This window comes from Streptomyces sp. NPDC028289 (genome assembly GCF_055565975.1).
Window position 1 is genome coordinate 519070 of record NZ_JBVHTI010000003.1, and the last position, 23180, is coordinate 542249.

General features: G+C 71.0%; 20 protein-coding genes and 1 pseudogene. 9 read left to right on the forward strand and 12 right to left on the reverse strand.

The features are described 5' to 3' along the window. The first annotated feature begins 1 nt into the window (after position 1). The 3 genes and pseudogenes from ACZ4UV_RS16540 (at position 2) to ACZ4UV_RS16550 (ending at position 3505) form a co-directional block, all read left to right on the forward strand. A pseudogene (locus tag ACZ4UV_RS16540) lies at positions 2-1331 on the forward strand (metallophosphoesterase). Between the two features lie 210 nt (positions 1332-1541). After that, positions 1542-3098, forward strand: coding sequence for an ABC transporter substrate-binding protein (locus tag ACZ4UV_RS16545; RefSeq protein ID WP_467838547.1), 1557 nt, complete (start codon positions 1542-1544; stop codon positions 3096-3098). A gap of 5 nt (positions 3099-3103) precedes the next feature. Continuing rightward, entirely contained in the window at positions 3104-3505 is a 402-nt protein-coding gene (locus ACZ4UV_RS16550) for an ATP-binding protein (protein ID WP_467838550.1), read from the forward strand. A gap of 190 nt (positions 3506-3695) precedes the next feature. Here the strand turns inward: ACZ4UV_RS16550 and ACZ4UV_RS16555 are convergent, their stop codons facing one another. Then, complete coding sequence (locus tag ACZ4UV_RS16555) at positions 3696-5129, reverse strand: sensor histidine kinase (protein WP_390044249.1); 1434 nt, start codon at positions 5127-5129, stop codon at positions 3696-3698. Then, positions 5126-5815, reverse strand: a complete 690-nt coding sequence (locus ACZ4UV_RS16560; protein ID WP_467838553.1) for a response regulator transcription factor — start codon at positions 5813-5815, stop codon at positions 5126-5128. Before ACZ4UV_RS16560 ends, ACZ4UV_RS16555 begins: the two co-directional genes overlap by 4 nt. Before the next feature lie 175 nt (positions 5816-5990). On the opposite strand from ACZ4UV_RS16560, the gene ACZ4UV_RS16565 reads away from it, so the two are divergent. Continuing rightward, positions 5991-8399 (forward strand): MMPL family transporter, encoded by a 2409-nt coding sequence (locus ACZ4UV_RS16565; protein WP_467839382.1) that lies wholly within the window; start codon positions 5991-5993, stop codon positions 8397-8399. Here the strand turns inward: ACZ4UV_RS16565 and ACZ4UV_RS16570 are convergent. The 9 genes from ACZ4UV_RS16570 to ACZ4UV_RS16610 all read right to left on the reverse strand — a co-directional run bounded on the left by ACZ4UV_RS16570 (position 8392) and on the right by ACZ4UV_RS16610 (position 14844). Next, complete coding sequence (locus ACZ4UV_RS16570; protein WP_390044253.1) at positions 8392-9138, reverse strand: TetR family transcriptional regulator; 747 nt, start codon at positions 9136-9138, stop codon at positions 8392-8394. The two genes, ACZ4UV_RS16565 and ACZ4UV_RS16570, sit on opposite strands and share 8 nt — an antisense overlap. Positions 9139-9147: 9 nt before the next feature. Then, the gene (locus tag ACZ4UV_RS16575; protein WP_390044255.1) at positions 9148-9642 is read right to left on the reverse strand and encodes a thiol-disulfide oxidoreductase DCC family protein; all 495 of its coding nucleotides are present in this window, start codon (positions 9640-9642) and stop codon (positions 9148-9150) included. Next, the gene (locus ACZ4UV_RS16580) at positions 9639-10046 is read right to left on the reverse strand and encodes a hypothetical protein (protein ID WP_351485382.1); all 408 of its coding nucleotides are present in this window, start codon (positions 10044-10046) and stop codon (positions 9639-9641) included. Before ACZ4UV_RS16580 ends, ACZ4UV_RS16575 begins: the two co-directional genes overlap by 4 nt. Positions 10047-10140: 94 nt before the next feature. Then, positions 10141-10551, reverse strand: a complete 411-nt coding sequence (locus ACZ4UV_RS16585) for a VOC family protein (RefSeq protein WP_451019810.1) — start codon at positions 10549-10551, stop codon at positions 10141-10143. Between the two features lie 130 nt (positions 10552-10681). Further along, a complete protein-coding gene (locus ACZ4UV_RS16590; RefSeq protein ID WP_046729767.1) occupies positions 10682-11461 on the reverse strand; it encodes a succinate dehydrogenase iron-sulfur subunit in 780 nt (259 codons plus the stop codon). Further along, complete coding sequence (gene sdhA / locus ACZ4UV_RS16595; protein ID WP_451019811.1) at positions 11461-13215, reverse strand: succinate dehydrogenase flavoprotein subunit; 1755 nt, start codon at positions 13213-13215, stop codon at positions 11461-11463. Before sdhA ends, ACZ4UV_RS16590 begins: the two co-directional genes overlap by 1 nt. 19 nt (positions 13216-13234) lie before the next feature. Continuing rightward, on the reverse strand, positions 13235-13717 hold the full coding sequence (locus tag ACZ4UV_RS16600; RefSeq protein ID WP_390044261.1) for a succinate dehydrogenase hydrophobic membrane anchor subunit: 483 nt from the start codon (positions 13715-13717) through the stop codon (positions 13235-13237). A 5-nt stretch (positions 13718-13722) separates the two neighbouring features. Then, positions 13723-14103 carry a succinate dehydrogenase, cytochrome b556 subunit gene (gene sdhC / locus ACZ4UV_RS16605; RefSeq protein WP_071659649.1) on the reverse strand — a complete coding sequence of 127 codons (381 nt, stop codon included), beginning with the start codon at positions 14101-14103 and terminating at the stop codon, positions 13723-13725. Positions 14104-14295: 192 nt separating this feature from the next. Next, positions 14296-14844, reverse strand: a complete 549-nt coding sequence (locus ACZ4UV_RS16610) for a 2-oxo-4-hydroxy-4-carboxy-5-ureidoimidazoline decarboxylase (RefSeq protein WP_451019812.1) — start codon at positions 14842-14844, stop codon at positions 14296-14298. A 164-nt stretch (positions 14845-15008) separates the two neighbouring features. Here ACZ4UV_RS16610 and ACZ4UV_RS16615 point away from each other — a divergent pair, with 164 nt between their 5' ends. The 5 genes from ACZ4UV_RS16615 to ACZ4UV_RS16635 all read left to right on the forward strand — a co-directional run bounded on the left by ACZ4UV_RS16615 (position 15009) and on the right by ACZ4UV_RS16635 (position 20356). Next, a complete protein-coding gene (locus ACZ4UV_RS16615; RefSeq protein WP_451019813.1) occupies positions 15009-16682 on the forward strand; it encodes a beta-N-acetylhexosaminidase in 1674 nt (557 codons plus the stop codon). Positions 16683-16788: 106 nt separating this feature from the next. Further along, positions 16789-17556 (forward strand): DUF4328 domain-containing protein, encoded by a 768-nt coding sequence (locus tag ACZ4UV_RS16620; protein WP_390044268.1) that lies wholly within the window; start codon positions 16789-16791, stop codon positions 17554-17556. 164 nt (positions 17557-17720) lie between these two features. Next, positions 17721-18290, forward strand: a complete 570-nt coding sequence (locus tag ACZ4UV_RS16625) for a hypothetical protein (RefSeq protein ID WP_451019814.1) — start codon at positions 17721-17723, stop codon at positions 18288-18290. Between the two features lie 110 nt (positions 18291-18400). Next, the gene (locus tag ACZ4UV_RS16630) at positions 18401-18796 is read left to right on the forward strand and encodes a hypothetical protein (protein WP_451019815.1); all 396 of its coding nucleotides are present in this window, start codon (positions 18401-18403) and stop codon (positions 18794-18796) included. 87 nt (positions 18797-18883) lie between these two features. Continuing rightward, positions 18884-20356, forward strand: coding sequence for a DHA2 family efflux MFS transporter permease subunit (locus tag ACZ4UV_RS16635; protein WP_451019816.1), 1473 nt, complete (start codon positions 18884-18886; stop codon positions 20354-20356). A gap of 4 nt (positions 20357-20360) precedes the next feature. Here the strand turns inward: ACZ4UV_RS16635 and ACZ4UV_RS16640 are convergent, their stop codons facing one another. Next, positions 20361-22637 carry a peptidoglycan recognition protein family protein gene (locus tag ACZ4UV_RS16640; RefSeq protein ID WP_467838566.1) on the reverse strand — a complete coding sequence of 759 codons (2277 nt, stop codon included), beginning with the start codon at positions 22635-22637 and terminating at the stop codon, positions 20361-20363. Between the last annotated feature and the right edge of the window lie 543 nt (positions 22638-23180).

The window sequence follows — 23180 nt, forward strand, 5'->3', positions numbered from 1 at the left end:
GGTGATCGTCGTCTTCGGGCTCCTCGCCCTGGCCGTGGTGACGGCCCTGTACGGGTACCTGTGGCGCCGCCTGGTGCGCGACACCACGACCGGGTGGGGGTGGCCGCGCCGACTGGGCACGGCGCTGTTCGTCGCCGGACCGGTGGTGATGTTCACGGCCCTCTTCGCGGAGGTGGGCCACGCCCCGTTCGCCCTCCAGCGCACCCTGGCCTGGCCGGGCTTCCTGTGGATGGTCCTGTCCCTGTACCTGCTGCTGGCGGTGGTGGCGGGGGAGGCGCTGAGGCCTCTACTGAGCCGTCTCTTGAAGCGCCGGACGCTGAGCGCCCCGCTTCGGAGCGCCCCGAACCGAAGCGCCCCGAAAGGGGCGCGGGGAACTGCGCGCCCAGCCCCCACGACGCGCCACTGTCCGCACCGGCCGAACCACCCCTGAAACAACTCACCCGCACCGAAAGTCCCGCTCCCCCCACGGCCGCCCCCACCCGCCGCCTCTTCGTCTCCCGCGTCGTCGGCGGCGCAGCCGCCACCGCCGCCGCAGCCACCGTCGGCCTCGGCACCTACGGCGTCCTCCGCGGCCCAAGCGTGAAACGCGTCACAGTCCCCCTCGCCAAACTCCCCCGCACCGCCCACGGTTACCGCATCGCCGTGGTGAGCGACATCCACCTCGGCCCCATCCTCGGCCGCGGCTTCGCGCAGCGGGTCGTCGACACGATCAACGCCACCCAGCCCGACCTGATCGCGGTCGTCGGCGACCTCGTCGACGGCAGCGTGAAGGACCTCGGCCCCGCCGCCGCCCCCCTGGCCCAGCTCTCCGCCCGCCACGGCAGCTACTTCGTCACCGGCAACCACGAGTACTTCTCGGGCGCCCGGCTGGGGGTCCCCCCAGGCCCTCAAGGCACTGGGGGAGGGTCGAGGAGGTCCGCACCCTGGGCCTGCACCCCCTGGAGAACGCCCGTACCGAACTCGCCCACTTCGACCTCGCCGGAGTGAACGACATCGCCGGCGAAAGCACAGGCCAGGGTCCTGATTTCGACCGCGCCCTGGCCGGCCGCGACCCGGCCCGCGCCTGCGTGCTCCTCGCCCACCAGCCCGTCCAGATCCACGAGGCCGTCCGCCACCACGTCGACCTCCAGCTCTCCGGCCACACCCACGGCGGCCAGCTCTGGCCCGGCAACTTCATCGCCGCGGCGGCCAACCCGACCGTCGCCGGCCTGGACCGTTACGGCGACACCCAGCTGTACGTCTCCCGGGGCGCCGGCGCCTGGGGTCCCCCGACCCGGGTGGGCGCCCCGTCGGACATCACGGTCATCGAACTCGCGTCGAAACAGGCCTGACCCGAACCGCCGCGCACACGCTGTGGAAGAGCTGTGAAATCCGGCGGAAACAAGCCATCGGTAAGTTCTTCCTCATCTAGTCAGATCACTCTTCCCCCACATGAAACTCCTGTGATTAGGTGAGCCGCGTCACTTAGGGGAGTGGCATCTGTGGAGGGCCTGGGTAGGGCCTGGAACGGACCCGTGCTGGTCCTGGGGAGGGCACCAACCATGCGATCTGTTCGCATGCGGATTCTCGTGACACTCGTCGTTCTGGCGGTCGTGGGAATCGGCGGCTGGCAGCTGCTGCCGTCGCAGGAGAACAAGAACAAGACGATCACCGTCGGCACGACCGACGCCGTCACCTCGCTCGACCCGGCCGGCGCCTACGACGCCGGTTCCTGGGCGTTGTTCAACAACGTCTTCCAGACGCTGCTCACCTTCGAGCCCGGCGGTGTCCAGCCGGTGCCGGACGCCGCCCAGAGCTGCGCGTTCACGGACTCCGGCCTCCTGACGTACCGCTGTGTGGTGCGTGACGGGATCACCTTCCCGAGCGGCCGGGCGATGACCGCCGAGGACGTGAAGTACTCCTTCGACCGGGTCAAGAAGATCAACTCGGATGTCGGGCCGGCCTCCCTGCTGTCGACGCTCGGCTCGGTGACCGCCTCCGGCAAGGCCGTCACCTTCCACCTGTCGTCCGCGGACGCGACGTTTCCGTTCAAGCTGGCCACCGGCGCCGGCGCGATCGTCGACAAGGACAAGTACCCGGCGGACAAGCTGCGCACCGACGACTCGGTGGACGGCACCGGCCCGTACACCCTGACGTCGTACACGAAGGACAAGCAGGCGACCCTGCGGCCCTACGGCAGCTACAAGGGCGAGCTGAGCGGTACCGGCCGCCCCGTCGAGCTGCGCTACTACGCCGACTCGGCCAAGCTCGAGACCGCGTACAAGGCCAAGCAGGTCGACGTGGCGACCCGGACGCTGCCGCCCAGCATGGTCTCCAAGCTGTCGCCGAGCGACCGCGACCAGCGCGTCCTGGAGTCGGACAGCTCCGAGACCCGCAACCTGTACCTGAACACCCGCAAGAAGTCGCCCCTTAACGACGTGCTGGTCCGCCGGGCCCTCGCCTGGCTGGTCAACCGGGAGGACCTGGCCTCTTCCGTGTACGACGGCACCGTGCAGCCGCTCTACTCGCTGATCCCGAGCGGCCTCACCGGCCACACCACGTCCTTCTTCGACACCTACCCGACCCAGAGCGTCGCCAAGGCGAAGGCGCTCCTGGAGGAGGCCGGCGTCAGCACGCCCGTCGAGTTCACCTTCGGCTATGGCATCGGCCACGGCGCGGGCGCCGAGGAGGCCGCCGCGCTGAAGAAGCAGCTGGAGGCGGGCGGCCTGTTCAAGGTCGACGTCAAGGGTTACGAGTGGACCGACTTCCAGAAGTCGTGGGCCGAGGGGAAGATGGACGCCTGGGCGGTCGGCTGGGTCGCCGACTATCCCGACCCGGACACCTTCGGCTCCTCCCTGGTCGGCAGCGACTCCGTGATGAGCACCGGTTACAGCAACAAGGCCGTCGACGCCCTCCTCCGGAACAGCCAGCAGTACGCCGACCGCAGCAGGGCCGAGGAGGACTTCCGCACCGTCCAGACGGACGTGGCGAACGACGTCCCGCTGATTCCGCTGTGGCAGCGCACCGACTACGTCCTCAGCAGCGAGGACGTGGGGGGAGCCCAGTACCTCAACGACAGCACGGGCGTCTTCCGCCTGTGGAGTCTGAACTGGATCTGACGGGCGTGCTGAGACGCTACGCCTTCCGGCTGCCCCGGCACCCGGCGTCCGTCGGCCTGGCCCGGCACCGGGTCCGGGACCACCTGGCCGCGTGGGGCCACGGCCCGGACACCCCGGCGGTCGGCGACGCCCTGCTCCTCGTCTCCGAGCTGGCCACCAACGTCGTCCGCCACGGCCCCCTGCAGGAGCGGGAGTTCGAGGTCGCGGTGACCGCCCTGGCCGACGGCTCCTGCCTGATAGAGGTCTCGGACGAGGGGCGCGTGGAGCCCCGGCTGCGCATCGTCCGGGAGGACGACGAGACGGGCCGGGGCCTGCACCTGGTGGAGACGATCGCGGCGGCGTGGGGGGTGTGGAGCAGGGGAGCCCACGGCAAGACCGTGTGGGCGTTGATCTCGGTCGACCCGTAGCCGTTTGCGGCTGCGGCGCCGTCGCGGTTGCTCGCGCAGTTCCTCCCCCAGCCTTCGGCCGGGGGGGACCCCCAGCGCCCCTAAAGGAAGGGCGTTGCAGTGCGCGCCCCTTAGGGGCACGGGGCTGTATTCGATGTGCGGCTGCCGCCGCGTGGGCGTGACCAGCCCCCCACGCACCCGCACCCGAAACTCATACCGATCGCAACGTAACCGTCACCGCCAGCCCCTCCCCAGGTGAGGTCCGCACCCGCACCTCACCCCCGTGCGCCTCCACCACCCCCTGCACGATCGCCATCCCCAGCCCGCTCCCCTCCGCGCTGCCCACCCGGAAGAAGCGGTCGAAGATCCGCCCCGCGTCCTCCTTCCCGAGCCCCGGCCCCTCGTCGGCCACGCACACCCGCACCACCCCGTCCGCCCGCTCCACCCCCAGCCGCACGGCGGCGTCACCGGGCGTGTGGACACGCACGTTGGCCATCAGATTCCCCAGCACCTGCCGCAGCCCCGACTCGTCCGCCCGCACCAGCACCGCCCCGTCGGCGTCCACGGCCACCGGCCGCCCCGGCTGCTGCGCCCGCAGGTCCTCCGCCGCGTCCCGCACCAGCCGGCTCACGTCGACGTTCCGGAACCGGATCTCCGGCCGCTGGTCGAGCCGGGCGAGCAGCAGCAGTTCGTCCACGAGGCGGCCCATCCGGTCCACTTCGCCGTGCATCCGGTCCCAGGCCCGCCGCCGCTCCCCGGGCTCGCTCAGCATCCCCTTCTCGTACAGCTGGAGATAGCCGCGGATGGCGGCGAGCGGGGTGCGCAGCTCGTGCGAGGCGTCGGCGACGAACCGGCGCAGCTGGGCGGCGCTGCGCTCGCGGGTCCGGTACGCCGTCTCCACCTGGTGCAGCATGGCGTTGAGGGCCAGCCGCAGCTGCTCGACCTCCTCCGTCGGATGCTGGCTGGAGGGCACCCGCCGGGTCAGGTCGCCCTCGGCGATCGCCGACGACGTCTCCACCATGTCCTCCAGCGGCAGCAGCCGTTGCCGCACGCTGTACATGGTCAGGCAGCACAGCAGCGCGAGCAGCAGCGAGCCGACCGCGAAGTCGAGCTTGAGCGCCTTGGCTATGCCCTTGTGCAGCAGCTCGGTCGACTGGGCCAGCAGGATGTAGGGGCCGTCGGCGAGCCGGGTCGCCGTCACCCGGTAGGACGCGCCGTGCACGTCGATGTCGTGCGGGTCGGGCGCGGCGGCGAGGGCTTGCGGGTCGGACACGGCCGCGGCGAGGGCGCGCTGGGCCTCGGTCGGCTTCATGGCGAAGAGGGAGATCGCGTCGCCGTTGGTGTCGATGACCGCGAAGATCGAGTCCGGGGTCGGGTCGGACTCGGCGGGGGTGATCCGCTCGCGGATCACGCCGAGCGCGCTCAGCGAGTCGACCTGCCGCAGGGTCAGTCCCGAACTCCCCAGGGACGTCCGCGTCTTGAGCAGTTCGGAGTCCACCTGGTCGAGCAGGTACAGCCGCATGCCCATGATGCTCACGATGGCCGCGACCACGATGCCGACGGCCAGCAGCCCGACGTTGGCCAGGGTGAGCTTGCCGCGCAGCGAGTGCAGTCCGTGCCGATGCCGGCGCTTGCCGAGGTTCATGTCAGGCCGTACCCGACGCCCCGCCGGGTGGTGATCACCGGCGCGCCCAGGGTGTCGAGCTTGCGCCGCAGGTAGCTGATGTAGGTCTCCACGACGGTCGACTCGGACGGTATGTGCTCGTACTGCCAGACGTGCCTGAGCAGTTGCTCCTTCGGCACGATCCGGCCGCCGTTGCGCACCAGGAAGCGCAGCAGCGCGTACTCGGTCGGGGTCAGCTCGACCGTGCGGCCGGCGCGGTGCACCGAGTACGTCGTCTCGTCCAGCTCCAGGTCGCCGTAGCGCAGCGGCGGGCGCTGCTGGATGACGTCCGCCGGGCGGGTGCGGCGCAGCACGGCGCCGATCCTGGCGACGACCTCGTCGATGTTGAACGGCTTGGTGATGTAGTCGTCGCCGTAGCCGAGCGCCCCGACTATCTCGGCGGGCGCGTCCCGCGCGGTCAGGAACACCAGCGCCAGGGCCGGCTGCCGGGCACGCAGTTCCCGCGCCAGCGCCCGCCCGTCGCCGTCCGGCAGCATCACGTCGAGCAGGGCCGCGTCCGGCCGGGTGCGCTCGGCCAGCGCGAGGGCGTCCCGGACCGTGCCGGCCGTCATCACCTCGAACCGGTGGTAGCGCAGGGCGATGGCGAGGACGTCCGCGATGCTCGGCTCGTCCTCCACGATCAGCACGGTGCTGCCTGGAGCCGTCATGCCCCCAGTATCGGCGCCGCCGCCGACAGCCGGGGGCGCGCAGCTTTGGAGTTCCTTGAGAGTCATGCGCGCCCCGTGTCCCGGCGCGCGGCCCGCTGCCGATCCTGTTGCCCAGGACCTGGGGGACCGACCGACCGAAGTGATCTACGACAAGGAGCTGTTGAGCGTGACGGCATTGGCACGGTGGTGCTATCGGCACCGGCTGGTGGTCCTGTTGCTGTGGGTGGGGGCACTCGTCGGCGTGGGCTTCTCGGCCTCGACGGCGGGCACGAACTACGCGAACGTCTTCTCCCTCCCCGACACGGACTCCAAGACCGCGTACGACCTGATGCAGAAGGCCTTCCCGAACACCTCGGGTGACACGGACACCGTGGTGTGGAAGGTCGACAGCGGCTCGGTGACGGACAAGGCGGTCCAGGGCCGCGTCCAGCCGGCCCTCGACAAGATCGCCAAGCTGCCCGGCGTGGGCGCGGTCACCAGCCCCTACGCCGGGGCCCGGGGGTCGGCGCAGATCAGCAAGGACGGCACGATCGCCTACGCCCAGCTGACCTTCACCAAGCGGGCGAACGAGATACCCAAGGAGCAGGTGCAGAAGGTCCTCGACACCGCGCAGGCCGCCGAACGGTCCGGCCTCCAGGTCGAGTTGGGCGGGCAGGCCATCCAGCGCGTCCAGGAGCCGCCGCAGGGCCTCTCCGAGATGGTCGGCATCGTCGCCGCGGCCGTCGTGCTGTTCCTCGCCTTCGGTTCGTTCTTCGCGATGACCCTGCCCATCGCGATCGCCGTCTTCGGCGTCGGCATGGGCCTGTTCTCCACCCAGCTGCTCAGCCACACCACCGACATCCCGGACATCGCGCCGCTGCTGGCCTCCCTGATCGGTCTCGGCGTCGGCATCGACTACGCCCTGTTCATCGTCACCCGGCACCGGCGCGGCATCCTGCGCGGCATGGACCCGGAGGAGTCGGCGGTCACCGCCCTCAACACCTCCGGCCGGGCGGTGCTGTTCGCGGGCGGCACGGTCTGCATCGCGCTGGCCGGCATGCTGGTCACCCGGCTGCACTTCCTGGACGGCGTGGTCATCGGCACCTCCCTCACGGTCGTCCTCAGCGTCCTCGCGGCCACCACCCTCCTCCCGGCGCTGCTCGGCTTCCTCGGCCCGCGCGTCCTCAGCCGCCGCCAGCGCCGTCGGCTGGCCGCGCAGGGCCCGGAGCCGGAGAAGGCGAGCGGCCTGGCGGCCCGCTGGTCGGCGAACGTGGAGAAGCGCCCGCGCCGCATCGCCGCGCTCGCCGTGGTCGTCATGGCCGTGCTGGCCATCCCGGTCCTCTCCCTGCGCCTCGGCGCCACCGACCAGGGCAACGACGACGCGTCCACGACCACCAGGAAGGCCTACGACCTGCTCGCCGAGGGCTTCGGTCCCGGCTTCAACGGTCCCCTCCAGGTGGTCAGCGTCGGCGGCGACACGGCGAAGCTGGTCCAGGGCCTGCGGTCGACCCCGGGCGTCGCCCAGGTGGCCGAGCTGCCCCCGTCGCAGGGCGTCACGGTCATCCAGGTGGTCCCGACCACCTCCCCGCAGTCCAAGGAGACGGACGACCTCATCGACACCCTGCGCGGCCGGGTGATCCCGAAGGCGGGCGCGGAGGCCCACGTGGGCGGTGTGACGGCGGTGTCGAAGGACTTCGCCTCCGTCACCGGCGACCGTCTGCCCCTCTTCATCGCGACGATCATCGGCCTGGGCTTCCTGCTGCTCCTGGTCGCCTTCCGCTCCCTGGTCGTCCCGCTGACGGCCGCCGTGATGAACCTGATCGCGGCGGCGGCCTCCTTCGGCGTCCTGGTGGCGGTCTTCCAGTGGGGCTGGGGCCTGGACCTGCTGGGCCTCGGCAAGGAGGGCCCGATCAACGCGTTCCTGCCGGTCATCATGCTCTCCCTGCTCTTCGGCCTCTCCATGGACTACCAGGTGTTCCTGGTGAGCCGGATGCACGAGGAGTGGGTGCACACCAAGGACAACGCGCGGGCGGTCCGGGTGGGCCTCGCGGAGACCAGCCGCGTCATCAACTCCGCGGCCCTGATCATGGTCTGCGTCTTCCTGGCCTTCGTCCTGAGCGGCGACTCGGGCGCGGCGATGGCGGGCGTGGGCCTGGCGGCCGCGGTCGCCCTGGACGCCTTCATCCTCCGTACGGCCCTGGTCCCGGCGGCGATGCACCTGCTCGGCAGGTCCAACTGGTGGCTGCCGGCCTGGCTGGACGAGCGGCTCCCGCACCTCGCGGTGGAACCCCAGGAGCCGGCGGCTCCTGAGCCGGCCGCTCCCAGCGGTCCGGCCACGGCGATCCACGGCTTCGTCCGCACGCCCGAGGGCGACCCGGTGGAGGACGCCTCGGTCACCCTGATGTCCAAGGGCGGCCGCCAACTGGACCGCGTGACGTCCCTGGCGGACGGCTCGTACATCGTCTCGGTCCCGGCGCCGGGGGCCTACCTGCTGGCGGTGACGTCCGCGTCGTACGGCTCGAAGGCCCGGCACGTGACGGTGGTGGAGGGGCCGCTGGTGTACGACGTGGAGCTGACCGGGGACGAGGTGGACGCGGTCAACTAGCCGAGCCCCTGGCCCTGCCCCCGGGATCCGGCAGTACCCGCGTCATCCCCGGCAGGAAGTCCGTGAACAGCTCGTGCACCTCGAGCACGAGCGGCCGCAGGACCCGGAACCGCGCGAGCAGCACGCCTCGCGCGGTCAGCCGGGCCCCCCGCTCGGCCAGCCGGTAGCTCCGCTCCCGCCCCTCGGTCCGGTCGAAGATCCAGTACAGGACCAGCCCCATCTGCGAGAGCCACATCAACTCGGGCAGTACGTCCCGCAGTTCGGGGGCGACCTTCGTCTTCGCGCCCGCCAGCACCTCGCGGTGCACCCGGATCGCCTCCTCGCGCGCGTGCTCGCTCTCCGGGGAGAAGGGGCTGAGCGGGCTGTCGGGGTCGGCGGCGTTCTTGAAGAAGTGGACCGCGAACTCGTGGTACGGCCGGGCGATGTCCAGCCACACCTTGAGCACGCCCGCGAGCCGCGCCTCCAGGTCGGTCTCCTTGTCCAGGACCTCGCGGACCGCCACCCGGTGCTCGGCGGCGAGCTGGTCGTAGAAGCCCTGGATCAGGTGTTCCTTGCCGGCGAAGTAGTAGTACGCGTTGCCGACGGAGACCCCGGCCTCGGTGGCGATGGCCCGCATCGTGGTCTTCTCGTAGCCCCGCTCCCGGAACAGGCGCATCGCCGTCTCCAGGATCAGCGCGCGGGTCTGCTCGGACTTGCTCTGGGCAGCGGCCTCGACGGGACCGTCGTTCTTCGCGGACACGGACAGAGCCTAACGAGTGGCGCAGACGCCGCCGGCACAGCCCGGAGGGTTGAAGATCCACCCGATGCCGGGTTCGTACACCCATCCGTCCTCCCGCCGGAAGGTCTTCCCGTTCCCCAGCCCGCCCCGCCACCAGGCGGCGGCGAGCACCGCGCCCCGCGCCAGCCGGGCCCCGGCCGGCGTGCTCAGCCGGTGGGCGAGCGGCCGCTGCTCCCGCAGGGCCCAGAGCACCACGATCCACGCGGCGGTGTCCCGGTAGACCTGTCCCGAGTCGGCGACGACGGTGACCTCGTCGAGGGTGGCCGAGTGGTCGAGGTCCGGGAAGCGGGTCCGGGCCTCGGGCGAGCCCGCCGGGACCAGCTCCAGCGGCACCAGCTGCGGCTGGCGTCCGAGCCAGTCGCGCAGGTGGGTGCAGAGGGTGCACTCGGCGTCGTAGAGGACGGTGAGTCCGCGGACCGGGACGCGCACGGCGCCCCGGTCGTCGGTCGCGGTCACGGTGCTCACGCCCCGGCCGCCGGAGCGGTCCAGCCCTGCGGCGGGACCGGCGGGAACTGCTCCTTCTCCATGATTCCGCGGCGCCTGATCCGGTTGAGCACGTAGACGTTGCCGAGGTGCATCACGCCGAGCACCAGCAGTACGACCCCGAGCTTGGCGGACAGTGCCTCGAAGATGCCCCGGGTGTCCTCGATCGTGTCGCTGGTGTGCAGGTAGAGCGCGACGAAGCCGAGGTTGACGAGGTAGAAGCCGACGACCAGGAGGTGGTTGACGGCGTCGGCGAGCTGCTCGTTGCCGTGCAGGACGTCGGAGAGGAAGATCCGCCCGTTGCGGCTGAGCGTGCGCGCCACCCAGATGGTCAGACCGATGCTGACGAGCAGGTAGATGACGTAGGCGATGACCGTGCGGTCCATGCCCCACCCCTTCTTGAACGCGTTCAAAACGCTGACGGGGATGACTGTAGACCTAGTTTTGAACACGTTCAACTCGGTTGCGGAGTGACCCCGTTCACGCGTGCCGCGCCAGCTCCGGCCGCTTGCTGTAGTCCGTGAAGCCGATGATGTTCCCCCAGGGGTCGGCGACCTCGACGGTCCAGCCGGTGGCCACGGAGAACGGCTCGTCGAGCACGGCGACCCCGGCCTCCTTGAGCCGCCTGGCCGCGCCCCGCGCGTCCGGCACCTCCAGCCACACGCGCGGCGACCCCCACACCGCCGGCCGGTGCCCCAGTCCCTCCTCGGCCCGCAGCAGGATCCCGGGCGTCTCGCCCCCGACCTTCAGCAGGGCGATCCCGCCCTCGTCGAAGCGGAACCCCACCGTGAACCCGGCCCGCTCGTAGAAGGCGACGGCGTCCGCGAGCCTCCCGACGGGCATCACCACGTTGTCGAAACCGAGCAGTTCGTACGATTCGTCATCTGACATACCGTCAGGTTAGAACCGCTCATCCGCACCGGTGGACGACACGCGGAAGGACCGCGCCGGGCAAAAGGCGAGGGGCCGTTCCTTCCGCGGTGCGGAAGGAACGGCCCCTCGCGGGGTTTCCGGCGTCCGGTCAGAAGCGGCGCGTGATCAGCGCTCGCTTCACCTCCTGGATCGCCTTGGTGACCTCGATGCCGCGCGGGCAGGCGTCCGTGCAGTTGAAGGTCGTGCGGCAGCGCCAGACGCCGTCGCGGTCGTTGAGGATCTCCAGGCGCTGCTCGCCGGCCTCGTCACGCGAGTCGAAGATGAAGCGGTGCGCGTTGACGATGGCGGCCGGGCCGAAGTACTGGCCGTCGTTCCAGAAGACCGGGCACGAGGACGTGCAGGCCGCGCAGAGGATGCACTTCGTGGTGTCGTCGAAGCGCTCGCGGTCCTCGGCGGACTGGAGACGCTCGCGCGTGGGCTCGTTCGTGTCCTTCGTGATGAGGAAGGGCATGACGTCCCGGTACGCCTGGAAGAACGGCTCCATGTCGACGACCAGGTCCTTCAGGACCGTCAGGCCCTTGATGGGCTCGACCGTGATCGGCTTCTCGGGGTTGATGTCCTTGATGAGGGTCTTGCAGGCAAGACGGTTCTTGCCGTTGATCCGCATCGCGTCCGAGCCGCAGATGCCGTGCGCACAGGAACGGCGGAAGGTCAGCGTGCCGTCGACGTCCCACTTGATCTTGTGGAGGCCGTCGAGGACGCGCTCCTTCGGGTCGATCTCCAGCTGGAAGTCTTCCCAGACCGCGTCCGCGGAGACCTCCGGGTTGAAGCGGCGGACCCGGAAGGTGACCGTGATGTACGGGGAGTCGGCGAAGCCGGGCTCGGGCTGGCCGGCCGCGTCCGCCTTGTCCAGAACGGGGGTTGCCATCAGTACTTACGCTCCATCGGCTGGTAGCGGGTCTGGACGACCGGCTTGTAATCGAGACGGATGGACTCGGCGCCGTCGTCGCCCACCTCGCGGTACGCCATGGTGTGGCGCATGAAGTTGACGTCGTCGCGGTTGGGGTAGTCCTCGCGGTAGTGACCGCCGCGGGACTCCTTGCGGGCCAGCGCGGAGACCGCCATGACCTCGGCGAGGTCGAGCAGGTTGCCGAGCTCGATGGCCTCCAGCAGGTCCGTGTTGAACCGCTTGCCCTTGTCCTGGATCGAGACGTTCTTGTAGCGCTCGCGCAGCTCCGCGATCTTCTCGACCGCCGTCTTGATCGTCTGCTCGGTGCGGAACACCATGACGTTGGCGTCCATGGTCTCCTGCAGCTCCCGGCGGAGCGTGGCGACCCGCTCGTTGCCCGTCGAGGAGCGCAGCCGCTCGATCTGGGAGACGACGAGCTCGGCCGGGTTCTCCGGGAGTTCCACGTACTCGTGACCGTGCGCGTACTCGGCGGCCGCGATGCCCGCCCGGCGGCCGAACACGTTGATGTCCAGGAGCGAGTTGGTGCCGAGGCGGTTGGCGCCGTGCACCGACACACAGGCGACCTCGCCGGCCGCGTACAGGCCCGGGACGACCGTGGTGTTGTCCGCGAGGACCTCGCCCTCGACGTTGGTCGGGATGCCGCCCATGGCGTAGTGCGCGGTCGGCTGGATCGGGATCGGGTCCGTGTACGGCTCGATGCCCAGGTAGGTGCGCGCGAACTCCGTGATGTCCGGGAGCTTCGCGTCCAGCTGCTCCGGCGGGAGGTGGGTGAGGTCGAGGTAGACGTGGTCGCCCTCGGGACCGCAGCCGCGGCCCTCGCGGATCTCCGTGTAGATGGAGCGGGAGACGACGTCACGGGACGCGAGGTCCTTCATGACCGGCGCGTACTTCTCCATGAAGCGCTCGCCGTCCTTGTTGCGGAGGATGCCGCCCTCACCGCGGGCGCCCTCCGTCAGCAGGATGCCCATGCGCCAGATGCCGGTCGGGTGGAACTGGAAGAACTCCATGTCCTCCAGCGGCAGACCCCGGCGGTAGACCGCCGCCTGGCCGTCGCCCGTCAGGGTGTGCGCGTTGGACGTCACCTTGAAGAACTTGCCGGTGCCGCCGGAGGCGTAGATGACGGCCTTCGCCTGGAAGACGTGGATCTCACCGGTGGCCAGCTCGTACGCGACGACGCCCGCCGACTTCTTGACGCCGTCTTCCTCGGTCATCAGCTGGTCGAGGACGTAGAACTCGTTGAAGAACTCCACGCCCTCCTTCACGCAGTTCTGGTACAGCGTCTGGAGGATCATGTGGCCGGTGCGGTCGGCCGCGTAGCAGGACCGGCGGACCGGCGCCTCGCCGTGGTTGCGGCTGTGACCGCCGAAGCGGCGCTGGTCGATGGTGCCGTTCGGCGTCCGGTTGAACGGCAGGCCCATCTTCTCCAGGTCGAGGACGGCGTCGATGGCCTCCTTCGCCAGGATCTCGGCGGCGTCCTGGTCGACCAGGTAGTCACCGCCCTTGACCGTGTCGAAGGTGTGCCACTCCCAGTTGTCCTCCTCCACGTTGGCGAGCGCGGCGGCCATGCCGCCCTGCGCGGCGCCCGTGTGGGAGCGGGTGGGGTAGAGCTTGGTCAGGACCGCGGTGCGGCTGCGCTTCGTCGACTCGATGGCCGCGCGCATGCCGGCGCCGCCGGCGCCCACGATGACGGTGTCGTACTTGTGGATCTTCATGATTCTCGCAGCCCCGTGCCTAGCGGATGTTCGGGTCGAAGGTGAAGATCACCAGCGAGCCCAGCAGGATGGTGAACACCGTGGCCGTGTAGAGCAGGCCCTTGAGCCACAGCCGGGTGTTCGCGCGCTCCGCGTAGTCGTTGATGATCGTGCGCAGGCCGTTCGCGCCGTGCAGCATCGCGAGCCAGAGCATCAGCAGGTCCCAGACCTGCCAGAAGGGGCTCGCCCAGCGGCCGGCCACGAAGGCGAAGCCGATCTTCGACACGCCGCCGTCGAGCACCAGCTGGATCAGCAGGTGGCCGAGGACCAGGACGACCAGCACGACTCCGGACAGACGCATGAACAGCCAGGCGGCCATCTCGAAGTTGCCGCGGGTGGAGCGCGGGGTCTTCTTGGTGCGCTTGCGCGGGGCCTCGATGAGGGGGGCCGGGTTGTCGACGTTGAAGAGGGGCGCGCCCTCGACGGGGCCGACGCCGGCTGCGGTGGTTTCAGTGGTCGACATCTGCGTCAGCTCCCGAACAGGACACGAGCGGCGTGGCCGAGAACGGGGTAAACGGCCCCGGCCATCAGGACGACCCAGACACCGACGACCGTCCAGAGCATCTGCTTCTGGTAGCGCGGGCCCTTCGACCAGAAGTCGACGGCGATGACACGCAGGCCGTTGAGCGCGTGGAAGAGGATGGCGGCCACGAGGCCGTACTCCAGCAGTGCGACGATCGGCGTCTTGTACGTGGCTACGACCTTGTCGTAGTCCTCGGGGGAGACGCGGACGAGAGCGGTGTCCAGCACGTGAACGAACAGGAAGAAGAAAATGAGGACGCCGGTGACTCGGTGAGCCACCCAGGACCACATTCCTTCCCGGCCGCGGTACAGCGTTCCAGCCGGCACGGAAGTCCCTCCGGGAGCGGGGTATCGGGGCCGCGCCGGCTTGTGGGTGTCGGTCGGGCCCGGCCGGGTACGGTCCACCGGCCCCCAGCATCGTAGCGAGGCGCCACCGCTGGGCTTACGCCGGGCCTACCGGTGTGATCAAAGTGGCACGCGTATGGGTTAGCCGGGCGGAGTCCGGGGTGGGTTGTCCTGTTATTTGCCGGGTGCGGGAGCGTTGGGGCTGGTCGCGCAGTTCCCCGCGCCCCTGAGGAGTTGCAGCAGACGTCCCCGTGCAAGGCGCCGGAGCTCCTCCGCCGTCACGATCCGTTCCTCCTCCGGATCGTTTGTCAAACGTGACCGGATGCCTTCCAGGACGTGGTCCAGGGATTCCGTGGGCGGCGTGTCGCCCAGGTAGATCACGAACACGTGTCCGAACTTGGCCTCGTAGGCCGCGTGTGCCGCCGTCAGGGCCGTGTGGGCCGCCGAGTACGTGTCCTCGGGCAGCTCCGGGAGGCACTCGCCCGCCAGGGCCTCCGAGAGGTCCTCCGGGGACAGGTCGTACGCCGCCTCGTCCGCCGCGGCCAGGAGGGACTCCACGTCGGGGTAGGGACGGTGGTCGGCGATGCGGCGGGACCAGCGCACACTGTGCAGGCAGTGCAGGAGCAGCGCGCCGGCCTCGTCGTCGGGGGCGGCGTTGAAGGCGTCCAGCGGGGTGGGGAGATGGGGCAGGCGGTGGGCGGGCAGCGTGGGTCCTCGCGTCACATGCGGTGTGGCAGGGGTGGCAGGGGATGCTGTGAGAGATGTGTCGTCGACGTTATCGAGGACGTTCATGGTGTGTCCGTTGGTTGCCTGAATTTCACCCGAACGGGAGAGTTTCAGATTGCGTCGATGACGGCTGTGCGGCGGGTGCGTCGTAGGTTGTAGCCGTGAGCCAGCACAGGCGCAGGCCGTCGACACGGCAGTTCGCGCGGAGGCGGGCGGTGGTGGTCGCCGCGGCCTTCGCGGGGACCGTCGCGCTCGGAACGGGTATCGGAGTATGGGCCTCCTCGGGCGGCGACGGCGGGAACACCCCCGGAGCGGCCCGGCAGCCCTCCGGAAGCGACCGGGGGGCCTCGTCCGGCGCACGCTCCGGGGCGCCGACCCCCACTCCCACGCCCACCCGCAGCTACCCCCTCTCCCAGGCCCCCCGCACCATCCCCGCCGTCCGCTCACACACCGCGGCCCGCGGCCCCGGCTGGCGCCCTCGGCAGGGCGGCCGGGTCGTGGTGAGCAACGCGGCGCTGGCCGACGAGGGGCGGCTGACCGCGGGCGAGCTGGGGCTGACGTACGCCGGGCAGAAGGGCGCGAACGACGACGTCCGGCCGGGCGACCTGCGGCTCGACCTCGGCGGCAGCGGGGACCCGGAGTCGTACACCATGACCGTGCGCGGCGGGTCGGTCCGGATCAGCGGGCCCGGGGACGCGGGCGTCTTCTACGGCACCCGGACCCTCAAGCAGGAGGTGCACGGCGGCGGTACGGCCCCGGAGGGGGTGGTGCGGGACCAGCCGGCCAAGCCGCAGCGCGGGTTCATGCTGGACATCGCGCGCAAGCCGTTCACCGCGGGCTGGATAGAGGCCCGGATACGAGAACTCGGCGACCTGAAGTTCAACGAGCTCGGGCTGCACTTCTCCGACGACCAGGGCTTCCGGATCGAGTCCGACACCCACCCCGAGATCGTCTCCCGGGACCACCTGACCAAGGCCCAGGTGAGGGAGATCGTCGCGCTCGCCGCCGCCCGGCACATCCAGGTCGTACCGGAGATCGACTCGCCGGGACACCTCGGCGCCGTCCTCGCCGCCCACCCGGAGCTGCAGCTGCGCAACGCGCAGGGCGTCGCCACCAGGGGCGCCATCGACATCTCCAAGGACGCCTCGGCGAAGCTCGTCGACGACCTGCTCGACGAGTACGCCGGCCTGTTCCCCGGCTCCTACTGGAACCTCGGCGGCGACGAGTACCAGGCCCTGACCGTCGCGAACCCGCAGGCCTCCTACCCGCAGCTCGCGGCCGCCGCCCAGCGGGAGTACGGCTCCGGCGCCACCGTCGCCGACCTCACCACCGGCTGGCTGAACGCCCGCGCCGACACCGTCCGCGCCCACGAACGCACCATGCGGGCCTGGAACGACGGCTTCCTCCGGGGCGCCTCCGTGCAGCCCGCCGACGACCTCCAGGTCGCCTACTGGACCGGCAAGGAGATCGGTGCCCGGCAGCCCGTGGAGTACCTGAGGGCGGGCCGCAAGGTCCTCAACTACAACGACGAGTACCTGTACTACGTCCTCGGCGAGCCCAACACCTTCGTCTATCCGACCGGAGAGCGCATCTACGAGCGGTGGATCCCGCGCATGCTGCGCGGCACCTCGGCCGTGGCCGCGCGGTACGAACCCCAGGTCCTCGGCGGCTCCTTCGCCGTCTGGTGCGACCTCGCGAACTCCCAGACCCAGGACCAGGTGGCGGCCGGCATCCGGATGCCGCTGCGGGCCACCATCGAGAAGCTCTGGGACCCGGAGACCACCCCGGCGATGTCCTGGGCGGACTTCAAGGCGCTCGCGAACCGCCTGGGCTGATACGGGAACAACGGTGGACGTGCGGCGGTGACGGGCCGTATGTTCCGCATTCCGCGCGCGGGCCAGGGGAGGGTTCCGTGCACTGCCGCGTCCCGGGGGAACCGTCTTGATCTGCGCCCGTTGCCACCACTTCGCCGCCGCGCCCGGCGCCACCCTGTGCCACCGCTGCCTCGGCGACTCGCCCGAGCCGGCCCCGGCCTTCGGCAGCACGCCGGGGCTGTGGCTGCGCTCGCCCGTGGGTCTCGGCTGGGCCGCCGCCGTACTGCTCGGGGCGGTCGTCGCCGCCGACCTCTTCGCCGTCTGGGCGGACGTCCTGCAGTACGACGCCACGGGCGCCCTGGCCGACGGCGAGACCGGCGCTGCCGCGTTCCGCCGGGCCGACCGCGCCGACGAGCTGCTGGGTGTGGCCGCCGGGGCCCAGGCCGTCTCGCTGGTCGCCTGCGTGATCGTCTACCTGTGCTGGTTCCAGCGGGTGCGGGCCAACGCCCAGGTCTTCGACCCGCTCGGGCACCGCAAGTCGCCGGGCTGGGCGATCGGCGGCTGGTTCGTGCCGGTCGTCAACCTCTGGTACCCGCGCCGGATCACCCTCGACATCTGGGACGCCAGCAGCCCCTGGGGTACGACCCGTTCGCACACGCTGGTCAACACCTGGTGGGCGCTGTGGCTCGCCTCGCTGTTCGCCGACCGTGCCGGGGCGACCGGCTACGGCGACGAGGCCGAGGGCGCGGCCCAGGTCCACGACGGCGCCCTGCGGTTGATCCTCTCGGACTCCCTCGACATCGCCGCCGCCGTCCTCGCGATCCTCCTCGTCCTGCGGCTGACCCGCATGCAGCACGAGAAGGCGATGGCGGGCACCGCTCCGGCCGCGTTCTGAGTCACGGCCGCACGTCTGCCGTTGGCCGAAAAGCCTTTCTTCGGACTCCTCCTGATCCCGGGTGTCCTGGCTGTGTGACACTGCCGTACCGTCGCACGCAGTTAGGGAAAGTACGAGCTCCGTGCAAGTGGGCCTTGGTATGTACCGTTTCTGGGAGGCGTGGGATGAGCCTGGTGGAGCTGATCGCTCAGGCCGATGAACGCGGACTGGCAGCCAGCGGACTGGCTTGTTTGGATCGGTGCGTGCCGCTGCTGGGCGGGGACGACCTGGTGCTGCGGCCGCTGTGGGCGAGCCTCGCCGACGGCTCCGACTGGAGCGCGGGACTGGAGAAGGCGCGCGGCTCGCTCGGCGCCGGCGACGAGAGCGTCAGGAGCGCGGGCGGGCAGGCCGACGAGGCCGAGGGGCTCGCCCGGCGGATGCTCGACGCCGCGCCCGTGTCGCAGGAGGCAGCGGGCGTCCGCCTGTGGGCCGACGCCTGTTCCGTCGCCTCGCTGCAGATCCACCGGCTCCTCGACCCCGCCGAGGACGCGGCCCCCTCGGTCGACACCCGCCGCGAGGGCGGTACCGAGGGCATGTCCCCGCTGGTCGCCGCCGAACTGCGCCGCCAGGTCACGGTGCTGGAACTGCTCGCGGGGCACGGCGCGGCCGGGCTGCGCCGGGCGCTGGACGTCTCCACCGAGGGCCGCCGGGTGCTGCGCGCGGTGGTGTCGCGGCGGGCCCGCGGGCTGGGGTGAACCATTGGTGAGGGCGGTGCGCGGGTCCTGCGCCGGTTGCGGGAACACCCCCGGATCCGGGTGACGAATCCGCCGCCCACCTCGCTCTTCCCTGTGTGACAGCCCACTACGTGACACCTCGCCATGGGACCGCGCAGCAGCAGACCAGGCCGCACGCCGCCGCCAGACCGGCCCGGTGGGCCGCGGACGCGGTCGCCGTGATGCGCGAGGGCGCCCGGGTCCGGCTCGACTACTCGGCGCAGAGCCTGTGGCGGGTCGACCGCATGATCGAGGAGATACGCCGGGAGGACGCGCCCTACGACGCGGTGCGGGAGACGCTGCGCGGTCTAGGGGCCTACGCCGGTGAGGTGATCGTCCGTCACACCGGCGCCGAGTGGTGGTCGTCCGGCGGCGACCACTGGATCCGCACCCCCGACGGCCGGCTCTGGGACCCGATCGACGAGGCCCGGCGCTGCTACGGCGGCAGCGGTTCGCTGCGGCTGCTGTGCCGGGACGCCCTGGGGTAGCGGGCGGGCGGCCCGCGGCTCGGCAAAAACACGGTAATAGGAGACGCGGGCGTTCCCAACTGGCCGGAGGCGGAGCACGATTGCCCCATGGCCGACAACCGACGCTGGTGGGCTCTGGTCGTCATCGCACTGGCCCAGCTGATGGTCGTGCTCGACATGACCATCGTCAACATCGCGCTCCCCTCCGCCCAGGTCGCTCTGCACATGTCCGACGGCAACCGGCAGTGGGTGATCACCGCCTACACCCTCGCCTTCGGCGGACTGCTGCTGCTCGGCGGCCGGATCGCCGACCTGGCCGGACGCCGGGTGGCGTTCATGACCGGCCTGGTCGGCTTCGCGGCCGCCTCCGCGCTCGGCGGGGCCGCGGCGAACCAGGGGATGCTGTTCGGGGCGCGGGCGCTGCAGGGCGTGTTCGCCGCGCTGCTCGCGCCGGCCGCGCTGTCGCTGCTCGCTACGACGTTCACCGACCCGAAGGACCGAGGGAAGGCGTTCGGCATCTTCGGCGCCATCATCGGCGCGGGCGCGGCCGTCGGGCTGCTCGCGGGCGGCTTCCTCACCCAGTACCTGGACTGGCGCTGGTGCCTGTACGTCAACGTGCCGATCGCGCTGGTCGCCTTCGCCGGCGCCTGGGCCCTGCTGCCCGGCGGCGGCCGCCATCCCGACGCGCGCCTCGACGTCCCGGGCGCCCTGCTCGGCTCGGCCGGCATGCTCTCCCTGGTCTACGGCTTCTCCGAGGCGGAGTCCCGGAGCTGGACCGACGGCCTGGTCCTCGCGCTCCTGATCGGCGGGGTCGCGCTGCTCGGCCTCTTCGGCTACTGGCAGACCCGCGCCCCGGTCCCGCTGCTCCCGATGACCGTCGTACGCGACCGGCAGCGCATCGGCGCGTTCCTCACCGTGCTGCTGGTGACCGTCGGCATGTTCGGCGTCTTCCTCTTCCTGACGTACTACATGCAACGCGTCCTCGGCTACTCGCCGGTGAAGACCGGCGTCGCCTATCTCCCCATCACCGTCGGCATGGTCACCGGCTCGACCCAGATCGCCGCCCGGCTGCTGCACCGGGTCCCGCCCCGCGTGCTGATCGTGCCCGGGCTGCTGCTGGCGGCCGGAGCGCTGGCGCTGATAGCCCAGGTCGGGGTCGAACCGGCGTACGCCTCGCACATCCTGCCCGGCATGCTGATGCTCGGCCTCGGCATGGGCACGGCGATGATGACCTCCGTCTCCCTGGCCACCGGCAACGTCGCTCCGCGCGACTCGGGCGCGGCCTCGGCCACCTTCAACACCGCCCAGCAGGTGGGCGGTTCGATCGGCACGGCACTCCTCAACACCATCGCGGCGAGCGTCACCACCCGGTACGCCACCGCCCATGCCGCGAGCATCCCGAACCGGGCGCTGCTGGAGGCGAAGGCCGCCGTGCACGGCTTCAACGTGGCCACCTGGTGGGCGATGGCCGCACTGCTGCTGGGTGCCCTGATCGCCGGGGTGGTCGTGAACGCGGACCGGGCACCCACCCCGCAGACAGCGCAGGAGCGGGCGCCCGAACCGGTGGACTCGGCTGCCTGAAGGACTACTTGATGTAGACCAGGCCGTCCGTCGTGACCGTCGGGCGGCCGCTGGTGCCGACCACCACGACCTTCACGGTGTGCTTGGCACTGCTCGACCAGGTCCTGGTCCAGATCGCCTGGCGGTACGAGGTCGTCGTGGACTTCAGGTCGACGGTCGCGACCTTGGTGCCGTCGACGTACACGTACGCCTGACCCGAGGTGGACGCGCGGCTGACCACCCAGGAGGCGGACCGGCCGGTGAAGGTCCAGCTCAGGCTCGCGCCCTTGGAACCGCTGGAGTACGACTTGCCGCCCAGGTAGCTGGTGGACGAACGGGTCGTCCAGCTCCCGGACCTGGTGGCCGAGGTCTCCTGCAGGATCACCGGGGTGAAGGAGGGGGACGAGGTGCGGGTGTTGCCCGCATAGTCGGACGCCTTCATCGACCAGGTGGACGCGGTGCCGGGCTTGGCGGTGCGGCTGGAGCTGGTGGTGGTCGGGCCGAAGGCGGCCGTCGTCGGGGACAGCAGGCTCACCGACTTCAGGGCCGCGTTGTCGGCGGCCTTCCAGCCGAGGGTGACCGGGACCGCGGTGGTGCTGACGGTGCCGGTGCGCAGGGAGAGCTTCGGCGCGGTGGTGAAGGTGGGCGCGGTGGTGTCGGTGACGACGGTCAGTGCCGCGGTCGTCGTGGTCTTGCCGGACTGGTGCACGGCCCGGACGGCGACGGTGTGGCTGCCCGCGGCGAGCGTGGCGCTCGCCGAGGTCGCCGTACCGGAGGCGGTGGCGGCCACCTTGCCGTCCACCAGCACCTCGAACTTCGAGATCAGCGCACCGGGCGTGGTCGTCGACCACTTCGCCGTGACCGCGCCCCTGGTGTAGTACGTCGAGCCCGACGGGCTCGCACCCGACAGCGAGGTGAGCTTCAGGCCCTGCACCGGGCCGGCCGCCCAGGCGCGGACGGTCGGCAGCTGGGGGTAGAGCGAGTTGCCGGGGCACTGGGTGTTGTAGCCGTCGCGGTGACCGGAGATCCGGTTGAAGGTGTACGCGGTGCCCGAAGTGAAGCTGGTGCCGAAGTAGTTGGTCTGGGTCGCGCCCGCCGTGAGCTTGACGGTACCGGCCGGGTCGGCGCCGTACTGGCCGAGCTTCCAGGCCGCGAGACGGGCGATCGACGTCAGGGCCGCGTCCGTGGCACCGGCCGATGTGTAGTCACCGAGCACGGCGATACCGGCCGACTCCCGGTTCCAGCCGTAGGTGTGCGCGCCGAGCACCGGCAGGCCGACACCGCCCTTGCGGCCCTCGAAGATCGTGCCGCACTTGTCGACCAGGAAGTTGTAGCCGATGTCGTTCCAGTGCTCGGTCTGCGTGTGGTACGCGTAGATGCCCCGCACGATCGCCGGGGATTCCGCGCACGTGTAGTCGTTGGTGCCGTCCGTGTGGTGGACGAAGACGGCCTTCACGTCCGTGTTGTAGTCCGACGGGTCGGGGCTCAGCGACTCGTCGGCGCCCCAGCCGGCCCGCGAGACGATCGGTGGCTCGGGCACCGTGGACGGGGGCGCGGTGGGGGTGATGGAGGCCGACGGGCTCGCGGACGCGTTGTCCGTACCGGTGGGGGAAGGGGAGGCGCTCGGCGGGGCCGAGTCGGTGGCCGGCCCGGAGTCGGTCGGCGTCACGGACTCGGTGGGCGACGCGGAGTCCGCGGGGGAAGCCGAGTCGGCCGGGGACACGGAGTCACCGGGCGAGGCGGAATCCGTGGGTGACGCGCTGTCGCCCGGGGTGCCGTCCGCCACGAACGCGGCCGGTTCCGCCTCGGTCTCCGCGGCGGTCGCCACGCCGGGGTCGACCAGGTTCACCTGGAGCCCCTTCGGCAGACCGGTGGCGGAGCCGTCCTCGTGGACGACCTGGACCTGGACGCCGTCGGAGGGCCCCACCCACAGCGGCTCGGACGCGCCGCGCGCGTCGGGGCCGGCCTCCGGGTCCTCCAGCGGGTCGGCCGCCTCCAGATCGTGCCAGGCGGTCCACTCACCGCTCTCGACGCTCCGGGTGCGCACCTGCGCCGTGCCGTGCAGCCGCTTCGCCGCTCCCGTCCAGGAGACGCCGAGCAGTGAGAACTGCCCGGTGCCGGTGCGCGGCAGCTCCCGAGTGCCGTTCGTGGTGCCCTTCAGCGCCAGGTCGTAGACCTTCACCGGCCGCCTGGCCTGCCCGCCGGCCCCGTGGCCGGAGGACGGGCTGGCAACCGCGTACGTCACCACACCCCCGCCGCCCAGGACCACCGCGCCGAGCGTCAGCCACGCCCGTCGTCTCATGCTCAACGGTCTGTACGCACGCTTCCCGCGTGGACTCACTCGTCCCCACCCCTAGGAAAGAACCATCACTGTCACGCCTTACACACCTGTCGCACAGGTAACGCTTAGAGACAGCGTCCGGTCCTGACCAAACGTCACTCGCCGCCCGTCGGCGTCGTCGACGACCCGCGAGAAAAGGGGGTTGGGGGCCGCGCAGGCGCGTGAACAGGCCGAGGGCGCAGCACCGAAGCAACGGCCGGGGCCGCCACCCCCCACAGGAGAGGCCCCGGCCGTCGCGCGGCACGGGCCGCGCGGCGGCCCGTACTGTGTTCAGCGCCATGAGTGCGTTTTCTGTCACACCCGAGGGCGTCACGAGTTAGTTGCACTCTGTACGGACGTGGACGGCGAGCGGTTTCAAGTCGTAACGTGCAGTTCGCGCCGGGCCGCGGAGGACGCATGACCACCGCAACGATCTGCGGTCCCGAACACCGCAACGATCAATCGATGAACCACGACGGCGAGAACCACGACCGCGAGAGCGGCGCCGGTTCAGGCCCAAAGTAG

What these genes read in the sequence shown, in the direction of transcription:
- ACZ4UV_RS16545 (WP_467838547.1), top strand. Translation starts at nt 1,542, where the DNA reads ATGCGATCTGTTCGCATGCGGATTCTCGTGACACTCGTCGTTCTGGCG.
- ACZ4UV_RS16555 (WP_390044249.1), bottom strand. Translation starts at nt 5,129, where the DNA reads ATGAACCTCGGCAAGCGCCGGCATCGGCACGGACTGCACTCGCTGCGC.
- ACZ4UV_RS16560 (WP_467838553.1), bottom strand. Translation starts at nt 5,815, where the DNA reads ATGACGGCTCCAGGCAGCACCGTGCTGATCGTGGAGGACGAGCCGAGC.
- ACZ4UV_RS16580 (WP_351485382.1), bottom strand. Translation starts at nt 10,046, where the DNA reads ATGGACCGCACGGTCATCGCCTACGTCATCTACCTGCTCGTCAGCATC.
- ACZ4UV_RS16585 (WP_451019810.1), bottom strand. Translation starts at nt 10,551, where the DNA reads ATGTCAGATGACGAATCGTACGAACTGCTCGGTTTCGACAACGTGGTG.
- ACZ4UV_RS16590 (WP_046729767.1), bottom strand. Translation starts at nt 11,461, where the DNA reads ATGGCAACCCCCGTTCTGGACAAGGCGGACGCGGCCGGCCAGCCCGAG.
- sdhA (WP_451019811.1), bottom strand. Translation starts at nt 13,215, where the DNA reads ATGAAGATCCACAAGTACGACACCGTCATCGTGGGCGCCGGCGGCGCC.
- ACZ4UV_RS16600 (WP_390044261.1), bottom strand. Translation starts at nt 13,717, where the DNA reads ATGTCGACCACTGAAACCACCGCAGCCGGCGTCGGCCCCGTCGAGGGC.
- ACZ4UV_RS16625 (WP_451019814.1), top strand. Translation starts at nt 17,721, where the DNA reads ATGAGCCTGGTGGAGCTGATCGCTCAGGCCGATGAACGCGGACTGGCA.
- ACZ4UV_RS16635 (WP_451019816.1), top strand. Translation starts at nt 18,884, where the DNA reads ATGGCCGACAACCGACGCTGGTGGGCTCTGGTCGTCATCGCACTGGCC.
- ACZ4UV_RS16640 (WP_467838566.1), bottom strand. Translation starts at nt 22,637, where the DNA reads ATGAGACGACGGGCGTGGCTGACGCTCGGCGCGGTGGTCCTGGGCGGC.